This window comes from Ekhidna sp. (assembly GCF_963691765.1).
Lineage (GTDB): Bacteria > Bacteroidota > Bacteroidia > Cytophagales > Cyclobacteriaceae > Ekhidna.
This window is the reverse complement of record NZ_OY829375.1, coordinates 3959080-3976300: the sequence shown is the minus strand read 5'-3', so window position 1 is coordinate 3976300 and position 17221 is coordinate 3959080. Positions and strand designations below refer to the sequence as shown.

Genomic DNA, 17221 nt, shown 5'->3' with positions numbered 1-17221 from the left:
AATATAGGATCAATCAAAATCACATCATTGCTTTCTCAACTTGATTTTTGCCTGTAATAGCAGAAGCCGTTAAAAACCCAGCAAAAAGTGCTCCCGCAACGCCTGCTGTTACAATATCCTGACCTGTTAAAAAAAAGTTTTTAATTGGTGTACGAGGCTGGAGAAAACGATTCTCATAACGTTCTGGATTATGATCAATTCCGTAAAGTTCACCTCGCTCATAATTCATGAAGTGCTTGGTGGTAATAGGACTTGACAACTCATAATGATCTATTTTTCCTTTGAGTTGTGGTTCAAGACGGAATAGTTCATTAAGTAATCTTTGAGAGAACTTTTCCTTCAGTGTTTCATACTCATCACCTCGCTTTTTCCAACGTGTTTCCTCCCACTGTTGAAAAATATCATAAGGCATCACAGTAATTATATCTATCGTACTTTTTCCAGGATATCGCTCATTCCGGGTTGGATCTTTTGCTGAGGGAAATGAAATATAAACAACTGGGAATGGTGCATCTAAATCATTGCTGTATCGTTCAACACAGGCGTCGTGGTCCAGATCATCGGGATAGATCCAATAGTTTGCCTTAGGTAACTTCAGTTCCTCTGGTGATCCAGTTAATCCAATATACAAACACGCATGTGCTGCCGAAGGATTGACCTTTTGCAGTTGATCATTGACTTGATACTTGTTAATAAGGTCCTCAGGAATAAGTTTTGTGTAGGTATTAATAAATCCTGTTCCACTAATTACACAATCGGATGTGATAACACTGCCATCGTTCATTTCTACACCCACAGCTTTGCCATCATTAATTTTCACCTGCTTTACTTCAGCATTCGTGAGAATTGTTCCTCCTGCTTTTTCTATTATTGGATCCACAGTCTCTACTATTCTTGAAGATCCTCCAACAGGAAAACACCCTCCATGAAAATAGTGCTTTGAAATGGATGCATGCATTACGAAACTACTTTGTGCTGGTGGCAGGCCATAATCTCCATATTGTCCTGTAAGAACTTTTATGAGTTCTTTATTATCAGTAAGCTCATTCAAGACAGAGAGAGTTGATCTAGTTGCATATTTGAGATACGGCTTACGCATAGATTTACCCATCAAAGTCTGAACTCCTTTTGGAACAGCTTTTTCAGCAAAGTATTTACGGCTTGCTTTAGATACTTGAAAAACAAGATCTACGTATGCATCAATAGCTTGTGCTTCTTCGGGAAAATATTCTTTTAGCTGATTTTTATAGTTCTCAACTCCTTTTTTGAAATCATAAGTCTTATCACCAATGACAATTCGATCATAAACATCTCCCATGTCTGCCCACTTTAGTTCTCCATCCGTAATGTGATCAAAGAGTTTTTTCAGTACTCCATTTTCTCTATTCACCTCTCCTATATAGTGTATGCCAACATCCCACTCGTAACCTCTCCTTTTAAAAACATGTGTATATCCACCAGCGGTATAATGGCGCTCTAGTAAGAGTACTTTTTTTCCTTCTTTCGAAAGGCATGCACCTGCTGCCAAACAACCCATACCAGACCCAATTAATATGGCATCATAGTGATTTGAAATTTCATGTTTTTGTTTGTACGATTGAACCATTGCGATTTTGATTAAATGAAAATAGAATCAGCATTTGACAAGATAAGTCATCTTCATTTATGATGTCCTTTTCAATTCATCAATAACTTCATCAACAATTGCTCTACTGTAATTGTGCATCTTCCAATGCCCCGGACTCCACCCATCGAGAAATCTATAGAAGTCAGCCCATGCATACTTATACAATTGACTCCACTCATTTTTAAGTAACTGAAAATTAATGTGTTTATCAATTACTAATTCAAGCTGAGAGAAATAATAGTCTAGCAACTCATCTTCATATTCAATACATTCATTCTCATAAAAGCAGCTGCTTATTAAATAAGCAACATCTTTCATTCCACATCCTTTTCCTACATATTGAAAATCTACTGCAGCTATATTTTCTCCTTCGCCAAAGCAAAAATTTGCAAGTTTAGCATCACCATGTACAAAAGTTTGAAACTTGGCTGAGGATAGACGTTCATCAATACCAGATGCATAACTTTTAAGATCTATGTTCCGCATCCTTTTAAGTTCATCTGGCCTGGTTGCTAGATGCCAATAAGTACCAGATGCCCAAAGTCCATGTGAATCTGTATTCATAAATTCAGAGTGAAAACCAGCTAACCATCTCAAACATTGCTTAGCGATTCTTATAGTAGAATCATCGTGGTGAATTCGCTTATTAAAACCAGAAGCGTCTAAATCCTCAAGTATTATTAGCAATTCATCATTCTCTTCATGTTTATGAAGACATTGAGGAACCTTACACATATCATTCAATCGAGGTGCATAGTCTTCATACCATCGCATCTCTACTTTGTAGGAATGAAGCTTTCTTTCATGAGATAGAGTAGTATTCCAACCACGTGGATGCTTGCCCTCCTCAGGAAATCTTATGTATTTCACTATCACTGAAGAATGCTCCCCATTCTGCAAAAAATACCTAATAATCTCACCATACCCACTCCACAATTCTTGAACGGATTCTTTATTTAGAATATCACTAGCATTTGTGGCTTTCAAAATATGCTCTTCAACATTCAACATAAGTTCTAAATTGAATCATTTTATCAGGAACTCATAAAGAATTCTTTATTCGCTCTAATATGCTTTCATATTCACTCACTCTTTGAGGATTAGCTAGAAAACGTGTCGCTTCTTGCAGAACCAGCAGATCATTCTGTGAATAGTCATTGGAAAGTGCTAGTTGTCGCTTGATTCTATCAACAAAATAGCTAAATGTTCCATTTACAAGTGCCTGAGCCTCATCATCCATATCCAAGATCTTCATAGCACTTCCAAGTTGTATATCTGCGTATGATGCTTGAAGGTGATCATGGTATAAATGATCAAATGCAAATAAAACCAACATCTTTGCCCTGTCCATCTCTCCTTTTTCAAGACACGCTCTTATTAAATTGTTAAAAGCAAACTTGGTAGGCATGATCATTCTTGCTTCATAGTCTTCATGATTGAAATAAACACTTTCATTATTGAGGTTCGAATAGTCTGCTTTATCTACTAGGTTTAGCTGACTTTTTTCAATATCCATTGGTATTTCATCCGAAGAATTGACAGACGGTTTTAGCCTATAGACAAGGCCTTCTTGTATCAAATATGGACGTAAATCAGACTGAAGACTATTTAGCCCTGTAAAATTGAAATAAATGGGTCTCTGCCAATCATTGCTGTAAATCAGATCAAGAATTGCTAATTCACTTTTAGGTAACGTCCTACCATTAATAGTCACCTTCAGCTCTCCTTTGGAAGTAGGAATTATGACTTTCTTTGATGGTAAATAGAAGAATTTACTCTCATTTGTACCTGGCAATATTAACTGTTGACTCTCCCTTTTGAGTGCTTCCATATACCTATCCCAAAGAATAGGCGAATCGGTCTTTTCATATATGTAGAGCGGATTGTATGGTCCATATTCATTGTAAGCCTTTTTAAGTGTCAATGCTAAAGGGGGCGAATCGTAATACCGGCGAGTCAATTGATTGATATACCAATCTGCATTGAAGTAACTCATCACTTTGACTCTTACATCGGTTCTAAATCCTTCAACATCCTGGAGATACCAAAGGGGAAATGTATCATTATCTCCTCCGGTAAATAAAACCGCATTCTTTTCGCAGCTGTCTAGTAAGTTTCTTGCGTTGGCTAATTGAAATGTACGACTAGATCGATCGTGATCATCAAGGTTTTGATGAAACATCCATAATGGAATGATTAATGATACAATTAACGCCAGATACTTTGAATTTTTAGGACTTATTAATTGTGTCATAGACATAATACCTATGCCTATCCATACACTAAAGGAAACGAAGGATCCAACATATATGTAGTCTCGCTCACGTGGTTCATTTGGCGTCGCATTTAAGTATACAGCCAAAAGAAGACCCGTTATCAGAAAGAATGACAGATTAGCAACAAAGCCTTTTTTATCCTTTTTATAGTGGTAAAAAAGTCCAAAAAAGCCAATTATGAGTGGGATCATGAAATACTGGTTGGTGGCTCTCGAGTAACTCTCAGCGTATCGATCAGGGAGACCTTGCCAAGGTTTCAACCATCCAGCATGCATTTCGTCACTCACTCTACCAGAAAAATTCCATAGCAAATACCTAAAATACATTTCACCAAGCTGATATTTAATCATGAATTGGACGTTCTCAATGAAGCCTGGCTTCTCTCCTTTCGCAAGGCCTGTCCATTGTCTATAGGTTGCTATGTGCGCGGGATCGTTACTGTATATCCTAGGAAGAATGGTTAATCTGTCTTCTGTGTAGTGATACTCAGGAATAGTCCCAATTTCTTCGTATCGATCTTCATTGATAACATAACTTTTAGCTTTGGTCGAAGTGTCTTCAATCTCTGCATCAAAATAGGGTCCGTATATCAGAGGACGACTTGGGTAAGATTCACGATTCATGTAAGGCTTTATTTTGGCCAAATTACTTGGCGTAAACTCATTGATTGGGGGCATTTTAGATGACCTTACAAACAGCATCAAATAAGGTGAAAAGCCGAATAAAATCATGAGAAACGTAAGGATTGACAACCTTGCTTTTTCGAACTTAAACCATAGAATGATGAACAATCCAGCAAGAAAAAGTAAGAGAAATATCACTCCCGAATAAAAGGGTAGTGAAAATATATTTACCATCAGGAGATCTATTCGAAACGCCCACTCGAATAAGTCGACAGCAACAACTTTGCTGATAATCAGAATTGCCCCGATTCCAATCGAACAAGAAACAATAACATATTTCCAATTAAAAGAGTGTTTTTTATCTCTCCATATCAATGCACATACCGGCAGAATTAGGATACACATTGGATGAATACAATAAGACAAACCCAGAATGTAAGCAAACTGTAATAGTCTTAGATGCTTTGTTATTTTATTTCCTTCATTCGCTTTGATAGAAAGCCAAATTAGAAGTGTCATAAAGAACATAGAAGGTCCATATGTTTCTGCCTCAACGGCAGAAAACCAAAATGAATCTGAGAAGGTCAAACATAATACTCCTCCTAAACTACCAATCAGAACCACAAACTTGTTATTCAAAATTCTACAACCAAAGTGCATGGTTATCAGGAAAGTAATACCAATGCTCAAGGCTGAGAATACTGCAGACATGAGGTTAATGTAAAAGGCAACCCTTTCAACATTGCCTAAAGCTAAAAGAGAGAATAATCTTCCAATGAGTAAAGTAAGAGGTATTCCGGGAGTATGCGGAACTTGCAATTTATATGCGGTAGCGATAGTCTCAGAACAATCCCAAATAGAGGCCGTCGGTTCTATGGTTAAAATGTAAGTTACTAACGGAACGAGGACAGACAATCCAAATCCAAAAGACAAAAGAGGTTCAGAGTAAATGCAACTCTTAACACTTTTCATGCTCACATCTGAGAATATGAATACAGGCAGTACTAACCCTATAAACAATAAAATTGGGGCTATCGTTAAAGAAAGTGAACTAAAGCCATGCGGTGATGTATCTAGCTTCATTAGTACAAGCGCAACAACTTGTAGAATGATGCTTATAATTAGGTATACTTTTTTGCTGTTTGATAAAGTGATTTTCATTCAGCAAGCATATCCTAGCACTACTATTTGATTAGTTAAGCTGTGTAAAGAAGTGTTAAATGAAAGTTAAAAAGAAGTTATTCCTTTAAACTGGAGCATATCAAAGCTAATTTTAAAATAAAACTCAAATGAAAAAGCTACTTATATCTGGCGGTGTAGTCGCAGCGTCATTAATAGGTATTTTCAGTTTCTGGTTGACTGAAGCCATTGAAGCTAACGCTTCTCAATTTGATCACTCTGTATCGGTAGCGCTTTTTTCTGTAGCAGATACGATGAGTGAGAAGGCAACGGTGGAAAAACGATCTCCTAACCTTTTTTATGTTTCCACAAATAGCGCCATTTCTAACAAAGAAATAGACACACTCATCCAACAAGAATTTGATGCAAGAGGCTTAAGATTAGACTATGAAATTGGTATCTATAATGCCGAAGATGATTCATTGGTTTATGGCAATTATATCAAAGCTTCAGATACACCTCCAGCTTCAATTTCCAACTGCGACTATGAACCAGATCTGGGAGTGAATAAAAATTTCGCTGTTCTTTTTCCTGCACGAAGGACCTACTTATATGGACAAATGAATGTATGGTTCCTCGTAGTGGCTATGCTGGCACTATTTTCATGGATCTACTATTATATTAAAAACCATACTACAAACGCAAGACTCGGTGTTTTGGTGAATAGAAACCAAATTCGCTTGGGTGAAACTTGCCTTGATTTCCACAATCAAAGTTTAGAGGTTGAAAATTCAACATATCGCTTGACCTACAAGGAAAATCAAATATTAAAACTGCTATTTGAGAACCCCAACCAAATAATAAACAGAGAGGTATTCCTTGAAACCATCTGGGAAAAGGACGGTTTTTTTGTTGCCCGAAGTATGGATGTATTTATCTCCAAAGTACGAAAGTATTTGAGTGCAGATGACAAATTAAAAATTGAAAATCTGAGATCAATTGGCTATCGACTTCATGTGAAAAAATAGATACAGCACTTACTAATTCTTACTTTATAGCCCAAAAACCACTCAAAATGTCCTCAACCTTTGATAGCTTAGTAACCCAAGCCTATTAATGTGCGACTCGAAGACAAGATAAAAAAGTGGATGTTTTTCTTCTATGCGCTTGACGTAAATCGTGATGGCGTATTAGAACCCGAAGATATTGATGAGATTATCGATCGATTGATCAGAACGAAGCCTGACTTATTCACAGACTCACAGGCAAATTACCTGCGTTATATAGCGCTTAAAAATTTTGATCGGCTTCTCATAGAGGCTACTAAAGGAAAAAAACGTAGAATTAACATCCAGCAATGGATCAATATCATAAAAAAGAACAATGAAATAGATAAGGAATCCTATTTCATTCGATGGTTCTCGCTTTCGGTTGTACGCTTCCTTTTTGATCTATTTGATTTCAACAGAGATGGATTCATCGATTTTGATGAATTCGAAGCACTTTATAAAATTCTTGGATTGAATAGAGCAAATACAATATTTGCATTCAAACAGATGGATATAAACAAAGATGGAGTCCTTAGTAAGGTTGAGATATATGAAGCCATCAGCAATTACTTTTCTGCAAGCAATGCAACGATCAACAGTTATGTATTTGGTCAGTTTAGAAATTTATCTCAAGACTATTTCAATAAGCTGATCGCTGCCACGCGTGAAGATTCAAAAAAATTGAACCATAAATAATGCAGTTCTGTAGAATAGATTCTTAAATAATTTTTAAGAATTTGAAAACCAATCCGTTTTAAGTTAGTTTAATACTTCCACCAGCTAATGAAAATAACGGTTCTATATATTGCAAGCGTCTTTTGCTTCAGCACTTTGCTATCCCAAAGCACTGGTACTATTGTTCTGGAAAATGAAGATCCACTTACAACCACTACTTAGAGACGTATTCTAAAGAGGAACTTAAATCCTCTAATATCAATCATGAACAGAGCAGAATTCAGCAGATCTGGATTAGGGACACATTTATTGGAGGCTTCATCCTCATGCTAATAGTCTCAGCCCTTATCTACTACAACTACATGAGAAAAGCCAGAGCAAATAGCCGTTTGCAAAGTCTGAATAGCGAAATTAAGAATCAGCAAATAATACTTGCAAACCAGGCCCTAAAAGTGCAAGAATTAAACGAATCTCTCAACGCTATCAACGAAACGCTTGAAATAAAAATTAAAGCTAGAACTAAGGAGCTCCATGACAAGAACAATGAACTAGAATTGAAGAATCGTAAACTTGAAGAGTATGCTTTCATCAATGCCCATTTGTTACGGGCGCCAATAGCTAAACTCCTTGGGCTTATTCAAGTCATCGATGCCAAATCTTTAGATGAATATGGGCATTCAAGTATGCTGGAAAGTCTTCGAAGTTGTACTACGGAGTTAGATACTGTTGTTAGGCAAATTGCCATTGCCATTCGAAATGAAGAATATCAGTAAGCCTCTATTGAATATTCAATTTAATGCACAAAATATCTCCTGATTTATACTGACCTGATGGGGCCAAGGTTTTAATTATCTGTGAATTACAATGTGCTATAATTAAATCATAACTCCCTTTAAATTGTACATCAAGAACTTCGGCAGAATAGCCCTCAGAATTAACGATGGAAAACTGCTCGGGTCGTACGATCAATGATAAATGATCTTCACTCTCTACCCATTGGGACATTTGAATTTCGATATACTCACCAAATAATCCTGCCACATAAGTGTTAATCGGTTGATAGTATATTTCTTTCGGACTCCCCTTCTGCTCTAGCATCCCAGACTTCATAACCAGTATTTCATCAGCCCAAGGTAGTATATCTATTGGGTCATGTGATACAATTAATACAGTAGCATCAATTGCTTTTTCAATATTATTAACCGCTTCTTTCATCAACGATTTGTGATGGGGATCTAAACTAGAAAATGGCTCATCCAAGAGAAGAACTTCGGGTTCCTGCAAGAGTACCTTGGCCAGAGCTACCCTTTGTTTTTCACCGCCTGAAAGCTCTAATGTCCCTTTTGATAGTAAATGATCTATTCTACAAAGAGATGAGATGCTAGTAACATCATCTTCATTGTGTGCATATACATCAAGAAAATCGAAAACAGATACAAATTTTGTCAGCTCGAATACTTGCGAAAGATATGCCATTTGAGGATGTCCAGGGATTAATCGATCAAGCTTAGGATATACATTCTCATCATTATAAAGCACAATGCCATCTTCGGGTTTTGCCAGGCCACTTATTACCTTAAGCAAGGTTGATTTTCCAGATCCAGTTGACCCGGCTATTCCAATTTTACTGCTCTTATTAATTGAAAGCTTTTCAAAACTTAATGCTTCATAGTCTGCAGAGTAGCTCTTCTTGATATTTTGAAGTGATATTAAAGACATCTAACTGGATTTCTGTTTACAGGACTAAGCTATGGTGATTTCGAAAAATCTAGGTTTTATCTCGACTAAATCTGATAAAACATCTTGGTAATACTCTAAATTGAATTCACTATTAATCAACCATCAAATTATGAAATACTTGACCCTAACCTTATTCTGCTTTCTGTCATTAACAGCAAAATCACAAGAAGATATTGTTGCAATCGTTGATGATTTAACAATCAAATGGGATAAGCAAGCTGAAGCTCTTCAAAAGTACTCTGGTATGAAATATTACTGCACATCAGATGTATATAGAGATAAGACTATCGGACTACTAGATAAAATCCACCACTATGATACCCTTCTGTATGGTATAGTAAGTGAAAAGTATGCTAATGTAAAAGACAAAGAAGCTGCTGCTACATTAAAAGACATTTTAACAGTAGAAACAGATTATACGACTCCTAATTTCAAAGCCTTTTTAGGTGATGAGTGTAAGAGGTTCAATGAAATAGAAGAAACATACTCAAAGGAAAGTGGATCTGACTACTATAAGGAAATCGAGAAACTTGAAAAAGAACTTGGAAAGTATGTTATAAATGTCACCAAGAGAATTGATTTAATAGATGAACATATCCATCATTTAAAGCTTGATTGATAACTACGGAATTATTTTAGATCAAATTGACGTTATAATTACAATAAGGTATTTTGGTTTATCAGAATAGATAAACCGCTAAACGAACATTAATAACTTCTCAGCTAAAAGAATGTGTTGTTTTCCAATATTTTTATTCTATTTATACTTGAAGGAAGATACCAATGGAACCAATCAAAATACAGCCTACTAGAAACACGCCAGCAGTTTTACTCGATCCTAACAGAGGGGTCTTTAAAATATATGGACGATCAAGTCCTGAAAATTCCATTCAATTTTATGATCCAATCAAAGATGTGCTAGCAAATCAAATCAATGGCAATACATTGGATGTCCGAATCAAGATGGAATACTTCAATACAAGTTCTTCCAAATGCATTTACGATCTTCTGAAGGAAATTAAGTCTCTATCTGATAAAGGGAAAGAAGTAATAGTTCGATGGTATTACGAAGAAGATGATGAAGACATGTTAGAAGCTGGAGAAGACTACAGTGATCTACTTGATCTTCCATTTAAGTTTATTGAATTCCATCCTGATCAGTATCAAAGAAGTGCCTAAGACCTTACTTTTCCTAGTAGTTTAAATATCTGAAATTTCCTGCTGGCACCGAATTAAAATAGTATATCAGAACACATAGTACTATATACCAGACTGCTATTAATGCATTCGCAATTCTGTTTCCCAACTTATTTCTTAAAAACTGATACATAATGTTATCCTAATCCTAAAAGGGTCTTAAAAACTTGTACAGAATCCCAAACTGAATCTTCTTTAATCCAGGCAAAACTTACCACAACAAAGTTAAAAGTCAGCAACATACTAAAACCGTCATAGACTTTTCCTAAGAATCCTGGATACTGGTTTTTAAAATACTTGCTATACAAATTCCAAATAACAATACCTATCCCATGAAATGATGCCCAGATTACATATCGAGGAGACAATTCATGCCAAAGTCCTAAAACTAGCATCGACGCAATTACAGCCATCCAAGGTAAACGTGTGTAAGAAGCTATTGGAGTAAAAATGTAGTCTCTGCACCATTGAGATAATGAAATATGCCACCTCTTCCAAAAGTCATTAATATTTGATGCAAGAAATGGGAAGTTGAAATTTTCTAATATTCTAATTCCGAAAAGCATAGAAAATCCAATTGCTATATCTGAATATCCGGCAAATTGCATGTAGGAATTACCAGCATAACTGATGCATTCAAGGTAAGCAGCCAACCATTTATTGTTAATCGAAATATCACTTATTAAATAGCCTAGTCTAACGGTAAATAAATAGTTGCCCATAATGACAATCTTCACACATCCGTAAAGTATACGTTCTAGCCCCCCTGAAAATAGTTGAGGGTCCCATCTCTTACGTTTTACCTCTTTTAGCCATTCTCCTATTCTTATTAGTGGACCAATCGTGATCACCGGCAGGTAAAACATAAACGCGAAAAAATCTTGGGCAGAATATTTTTGGGTATTTGACTTAAATGATTCAATGGCAAAGTGAATGAGCCTAAACAAATAGAAAGATAAGCCTAAAGGAAGAGCTGCCTTGAAGACTCCCTGATCATAGGTAGTTTTCATTTTATAAAAAACAAACAGACTAACAAGCGCTAGGATCACATATAGGGCGATGTAATTATATTTCTTCTGATTTCTTAAAAAGTAAAATGTAGATAAACTTGAAGTGGTAAGTATCAAGAAAGATTCTATATCATAATATGCAACATAAAGAAGGCATGAAGAAATTATGACCCACATTCTCAGGCTATCTTTTACCAACCAATAGATTAGAACGACAATAAATGAATAGCCAATAAATTCAAATAGTTCTTCCAAGATCTAGTTGTTTTGAATATTAACTTTTGATAGATGAAATTCATGCAACTTGGTTAAAAACCAATTGGTATACTCCTTCTCTCCCATATCGTTCATGTGCGCTTGATCATAGTAATTCTTGAAAGCCATAGACTTATCATATTTGAACATATGGATATCTGACTTTGACTCGATCCTCTTGAAATTATTAACATAGTCTTCTGTATTTCTCAAGGAATCTTTTAGAGATTCCAGCTGACCAGGAAGTGGTATATGAAGCAAAATCAATTCAGCATCTATTTTATCGAGAAAATCTTTCAACATAGATACATCTGGTCTTACAATTCTATCTAAGACAATATCTGTAGCCAACTGAGACGAATCATTTATAAAGGTATTTGAATGATTACTCTGCTGCCTGATATATGATTCTCTTGAGCCTGAAAGCCAAGTTCTGATCATTCTTGGTGAAAGATCCCTTCTTAACCCTAGAGCTTCAATTTTTTGTTCATTATAGAAAAAAACTGTTGATTCTTGAAGTAAAATATAATGTGGATCATAGCGTTCTATTTTTTTGAATAGGTAAGCATTGTCTACAAAATCATCTAAGCCAGCACCTCCCATTATTAATTTCACAAATGAATAACTTATGTTTCTATCATTTTTGGATATTTGTTTAGACATCACATTCGGATCGCTAAGTGCCTCACGAACATAGGAACTGCCTAAAATAAGTACTCTTATATCTGCAGAATCTTCGTTAACTCTATCAAATGCGATCCCTATGGGCTTACTGAAAAAGTAGCGACGTATATCCTTGCTATAAATATTTAAAATCAATATTACAGAGAAGGATATTAAAGCACATATAAGCCATAGGTATAAAGGTGGTTTATTCACGTATACTTCAATTAAGCTTATCTCTTACCAAATCAATAGCCTTTGAAATACTTGTGATATTCATTATCTCTCTCGTATCCAATTTAATATCAAAGGTCTTTTCTATCATAGTGACAAATTGAAGATGCTCGAGAGAATTCCACCCTTGTATTGATTGTGACGGAGCATTTACTTGTTCAACTGTTATGCCAGTATTAAAGCACTTCATGGCTAATTCAATAATTTCTTCTTGTAATGATCCATTACTTTGATTTTCAGCACTTTGATTTTGTAACTTTTCAATGATACTCTTCACTTCTTTACCAAGTACTTTTCCTGAAATACCCCTTGGTATTTTCTCTACAAAATGAACTACGTCAGGAGTAACAGTAGCATCCAATTTTTCTTTACAAAATTGAAGCACCGACATTTCATCAAATGGTGATGATTCTTTTTTTACGAGCACCGCAACCACACGCTCACCCCATACATCATCGGGTTCACCATAAACATGTAAATCTTCAATCTCTGGATGAAGGCTCAAATTTTCTACTACTTCATCAGGATAAATATTGATACCACCTCGAATTATTAGATTTTTTAGTCGTCCTTTTATGTAATAAAAATCATCAGAATCCTTCATTGCAAGGTCCCCGGTTCTAAACCATCCCTCTGCATCAGGATTGTCTGTAGGCATGAGGTAACTGGGCATTATATTACTTCCTCTCAGACATAGTTCACCTATTTGATTTATCTCTATTTCTACACCATTTTCATCTATAATCTTAGCTTCCAAATCTTGAGGTTTGCCTATGGAACCCATACGCCAATTATCATCTGTAGTGCCACAAAATATACCCGCCGCCACTGTCTCCGTCAAGCCATATGAATTAAGAACTTTTACCTTAAAGTTGGTCATAAATTTTTTCCACAATGTCTCATCTAGAAATCCTGCATTTGAGATAACAAACTTAAAATCTTCGGTTTCAAAACTATCATTCCAATCCTGACCATATTCATTAATCAATTTCAAAATCGTTGGTACTGAAAAGAAATGCGTAACGCGATGTTTATATATAGAATGTAAGAGATCATCTATTCTTTGAATTTCAAATCTTACAGGTCTAGAAAGAACTATACGATTGTAAAATGCCAGTAGTGAGCCTTGGAAAAAGCCATCTACATGATATAATGGCAGTATATTAGATATAACAGAATTGGTATTCAACTCATATTGTTCTGAAAGCGTTTTCAAATGAGTCAATATATTACCATGTGTCAAAACAACTCCTTTTGGATCTGATGTTGTTCCTGATGTGAAAATGATAGTAGCAGGTTGATTTAAATCAATTTCACGATTGATATCAAGTTCTTCTTCTTTTGAAAGTACATAGCTTAACGTCTGCCGTGCTTCTTCTTCTTCCTTCTTTTTTAAAAGTTTGTTTAAGACACCCTTTGATTTCAATGGCCTTTCCAAAGCTAGTTCAAGATCACAATTGGGTAAATTATTTTTAAAAGTCGAATTACTATCTACAACCCAACCATTAACTTCAGAGGCGGAAAGAATAACTTTTGCGCGATTCAAATTTGTACAAGGCTCCATGATTACAGCTGTGGCTCCATAAGATATAACCGCCAAAGACATACAAATCATCTCGAAATCATTCTCTAGAGAAATAAGAACTTTGTCTCCAGTATTAATTCCCTTGTGAGAAAAATGCGAATGAAGCTTTCTTAAATTACTTATGAGCTGACCGTAAGTATATGTCTCATTTTCATTGATCAAGAAGTTCTTCCTTGAAATTGAACTTTCTGATGCTTGATTTATGAGTGATTTAAAACTATCCTTTACTGGTTTCATTTAAATAAGTGGCAATTAGTGATTTTTTATCGATTGTACCTCGGATTGTTTCAGGCAATTTCTCCATAAATTTTATGAAATATGGCGCTTTGTTAGGTCCAAGCTTTTCCGCGACATAAGACTTTAACTTGGACGCTAGATCTTTGGGACTTTCAACTGTTTCGATCAAAAATGCTCCCAGATATTCGATATCATCAATAATAACTGAACAAACTACTGCCTCACTAACATATTCACTTTCAAGGAGACAATTTTCAACCTCTGATAAGTAGATAACATTTCCTGAGTGATCTTTTATAATTTCTCTTTCTCTACCCTTCAAATAGAAATAGCCATCATTATCCATATAAGCAAGATCTCCAGTATATAGCCAGCCATCCATTACTGATAAATTCGAAGCCTCGTGCGGGTTCATATATCCGCTCATTAAGCGATCATTATAAATACGCAGACGGCCGACTTCTCCTGGTGCCATTAATTCTCCCTCGGGGGATACAATTTGAGCAACAGACTTTACTGCCAATCCAATAGATCCAGCTTTCTCATGCGATGTTTCAGAAGGGTTACTAATACAAAGCCCCGTTGTCTCCGTTAAGCCATAATAATCAATAATCTCTATCCCGAAAATCTCTGAGAATTTCTCAGCTACCTTTACAGGAAGAGCACCTCCTGTACAAATAACCTGCCTTACACTTTTAAGTTCTCTCTTTATCCTCTCACCTAACTGGATAAACTGACGAATTAATGCTGGAGTGGTAGATAATAATGTAACCTGATGGTTCGCTATTGTTTCTACAATAGAAAATATTTTGGGTGAATCAGAACTGTATTTAGGAATTACAATTGTTACCCCTGCAAATTGTGTCGCTATACACACATTCCTTAGACCACTCATTGAATCCAACTCAGACACCATGAGAAGTTTATCATCACTATTCCATTGATAAAATTGAGAAAGTAATTCGCCGCTTCGATACAATGATGAATGACTTAACTTGATCCCCTTAGGTTTTCCAGTTGTTCCGGATGTAAATAAGGTTGCAGCAATGAAATCGGGCTTGATAATTTTCTTAGCAAATGATGCTTCACCATTTGTATTTTCCATCCATTCTGAAAACCATAGAATATCAGATGAATCAGAATCTTCCTCATCGAATACTACTATTTTACTAGTTGATGATTGTGCAAATTCGTTATGTAATTGTTTATCCAAAAACACAAACTTCGGTAATAGCTCATTCTCTAACTCTAGCTTCATTTTTATAGGCATTTCTGTATTTAAAATGCATACATTTAATCCAATTTCTGAAGCAGCCCAAAAAACTAGAACAGATTCGAAATGAGGCTTAGAACACACGAATAAACAATCACCAGGGGAAGTTTTCTCTAAGAGCAACGATTGGATGTTTTCAATCAGGAAACTTGTATCGTTATAGAAAAGCTCACTTCCATCTTCATCATTAATAATAACAGCTTGTGAAGTAAACGATTTGCCCGATTTAGTTCTTTGCTGAGTTAATGTATGTTTGAATGGAGCACTAGGTGCCCGTTTAGCACCATGGAACTGCTGAAGATTTACAGCATTGGCAACTAAGGGGAGTATATGAACAATCTCAACCTCTGAAAGTTGTTTAACAGCTTCAAAAAAATCATTTTCGGTTATACGCAATGAATGAATAATTTCTGAATTAGAATATCCATTTTCAGCTAGATAAATGATTTTAGTCTGAAGCTCTGACAATCTATAATTATGAGCACCTTCAATTTTTCGATGATAGATCGGATGACGATCTAACATTACTCCAACAACCCCATTTAAATGCTCAGGATCAAGAACAACATTTTGATTATTTAAATCAATTTTTAAATAGGGATTTACAAGTGTATATAAGCGATTAAAGTCTTCATTTTCATAGCAAAAAGGTGCTAGCGTTGACCCTATAAGACTTTCGGGTAACACTGCAATAATTGCATTATAATCTACGGTATCAGGTGTACTTTCTAATATCTGTTCACTTGAAAGTGAGAACATTGCAGGCTCAGAAAGGACATACGCTTTCTTGCTTTTATTCCTTAAAACTCTATCAAAAAAACGTTGATAATCCAATCCATGTAGTTGCCTCTCTCCTCTTTCAAAAAATGGAGCTGGATCAGAATTAGTCAAATGTATATGTGGCCAAATGATCACACCATCCTCACTTGTCACTCTTAACAATTCAGAAACTAATACTGATTGATCATATCGATGCAAAGTATCTAATCCATAAACAAATTTTATAGCGTTATCTTCAATAGGCAGTTTCTTACCTAGATCGTGATATACTATTTCTAAGTTCTTAGGTCTTCTTTCTTCTGAATACCAAAAATCAAACCCTTGGTACCCCAACACATCTTGATTGCCTTCCCAAATCGATATAACGTGCTGCTCAGGAAACATAGAAGCTAGAAAATATCCACTCCAACCAGTTCTACACCAGGTGTCTAATATCACATCACCAGGCTTCAAAACTTTGTCAACTAATAAGTTTATAAATGGATAAAATGCTCGAGAAGATTCATTAAAGGGTTGAAACGCAGAATATGGATCAACTAGACCTTTGCTTATTTTAGCTGATATAAATTTTTCGTAATCGTTCCTTTTACTTTCAATGTTAGATTTTATCCTATCCGTTTCTGTATACGGATCAGAATGAATGGAAATATCTGTTTCATTGAAGAATTTTATTCCATTTACTATGGGTGTACTTATTGTGCAGTTTGGACATTCCAAATACCCATCCTTTGAATTGCCCTCTAATTCAGGACTTTTCGCAAACAAGGTCAATTCTGACTTACATACTAAACAATGGAATTGCATATTACGGCTGAGTGAAAAAACAAGCCGGAAAATTAGTCAATGTAGTTAACTAAAAAATAACTTATTCATGTAAT

13 protein-coding genes are annotated in these 17221 nt (G+C 35.5%); 5 read left to right on the top strand and 8 right to left on the bottom strand.

All coding sequences use genetic code 11. The annotated features are described in order from the left end of the window. Positions 1-19: 19 nt before the first annotated feature. From ACY650_RS17800 to ACY650_RS17790, 3 genes are read right to left on the bottom strand one after another with little or no spacing between them, the layout of a single operon-like run. Positions 20-1606, bottom strand: coding sequence for a phytoene desaturase family protein (locus ACY650_RS17800; RefSeq protein ID WP_462249570.1), 1587 nt, complete (start codon positions 1604-1606; stop codon positions 20-22). 57 nt (positions 1607-1663) lie between these two features. After that, positions 1664-2638: a phosphotransferase gene (locus tag ACY650_RS17795; protein ID WP_462249568.1), complete on the bottom strand. Its 975-nt coding sequence runs from the start codon at positions 2636-2638 to the stop codon at positions 1664-1666. 31 nt (positions 2639-2669) lie between these two features. After that, positions 2670-5687, bottom strand: a complete 3018-nt coding sequence (locus ACY650_RS17790) for a glycosyltransferase family 117 protein (RefSeq protein ID WP_462249566.1) — start codon at positions 5685-5687, stop codon at positions 2670-2672. 128 nt (positions 5688-5815) lie between these two features. On the opposite strand from ACY650_RS17790, the gene ACY650_RS17785 reads away from it, so the two are divergent. The 3 genes from ACY650_RS17785 (at position 5816) to ACY650_RS17775 (ending at position 8142) form a co-directional block, all read left to right on the top strand. Next, the gene (locus tag ACY650_RS17785; protein WP_462249564.1) at positions 5816-6673 is read left to right on the top strand and encodes a winged helix-turn-helix domain-containing protein; all 858 of its coding nucleotides are present in this window, start codon (positions 5816-5818) and stop codon (positions 6671-6673) included. 90 nt (positions 6674-6763) lie between these two features. After that, positions 6764-7390 (top strand): EF-hand domain-containing protein, encoded by a 627-nt coding sequence (locus ACY650_RS17780; RefSeq protein ID WP_462249562.1) that lies wholly within the window; start codon positions 6764-6766, stop codon positions 7388-7390. 341 nt (positions 7391-7731) lie between these two features. Next, positions 7732-8142: a hypothetical protein gene (locus ACY650_RS17775; RefSeq protein ID WP_462249560.1), complete on the top strand. Its 411-nt coding sequence runs from the start codon at positions 7732-7734 to the stop codon at positions 8140-8142. A 4-nt stretch (positions 8143-8146) separates the two neighbouring features. On the opposite strand, the gene ACY650_RS17770 is transcribed toward ACY650_RS17775, so the two are convergent. After that, positions 8147-9088 carry an ATP-binding cassette domain-containing protein gene (locus tag ACY650_RS17770; RefSeq protein ID WP_462249558.1) on the bottom strand — a complete coding sequence of 314 codons (942 nt, stop codon included), beginning with the start codon at positions 9086-9088 and terminating at the stop codon, positions 8147-8149. Between the two features lie 130 nt (positions 9089-9218). Here ACY650_RS17770 and ACY650_RS17765 point away from each other — a divergent pair, with 130 nt between their 5' ends. Together ACY650_RS17765 and ACY650_RS17760 are read left to right on the top strand one after the other, a co-directional pair. Next, positions 9219-9728: a hypothetical protein gene (locus tag ACY650_RS17765; RefSeq protein WP_462249556.1), complete on the top strand. Its 510-nt coding sequence runs from the start codon at positions 9219-9221 to the stop codon at positions 9726-9728. Positions 9729-9892: 164 nt separating this feature from the next. Continuing rightward, on the top strand, positions 9893-10288 hold the full coding sequence (locus tag ACY650_RS17760) for a DUF1987 domain-containing protein (RefSeq protein ID WP_462249554.1): 396 nt from the start codon (positions 9893-9895) through the stop codon (positions 10286-10288). Between the two features lie 155 nt (positions 10289-10443). Here the strand turns inward: ACY650_RS17760 and ACY650_RS17755 are convergent, their stop codons facing one another. From ACY650_RS17755 to ACY650_RS17740, 4 genes are read right to left on the bottom strand one after another with little or no spacing between them, the layout of a single operon-like run. Next, complete coding sequence (locus tag ACY650_RS17755) at positions 10444-11571, bottom strand: MBOAT family O-acyltransferase (RefSeq protein WP_462249552.1); 1128 nt, start codon at positions 11569-11571, stop codon at positions 10444-10446. Positions 11572-11574: 3 nt separating this feature from the next. Beyond that, a complete protein-coding gene (locus tag ACY650_RS17750) occupies positions 11575-12450 on the bottom strand; it encodes a hypothetical protein (protein ID WP_462249550.1) in 876 nt (291 codons plus the stop codon). Between the two features lie 7 nt (positions 12451-12457). Next, entirely contained in the window at positions 12458-14290 is a 1833-nt protein-coding gene (locus tag ACY650_RS17745) for an AMP-binding protein (protein ID WP_462249548.1), read from the bottom strand. Next, positions 14271-17147 carry a class I adenylate-forming enzyme family protein gene (locus ACY650_RS17740; RefSeq protein ID WP_462249546.1) on the bottom strand — a complete coding sequence of 959 codons (2877 nt, stop codon included), beginning with the start codon at positions 17145-17147 and terminating at the stop codon, positions 14271-14273. The genes ACY650_RS17745 and ACY650_RS17740 overlap by 20 nt, the downstream gene beginning before the upstream one ends. Positions 17148-17221: the final 74 nt, after the last annotated feature.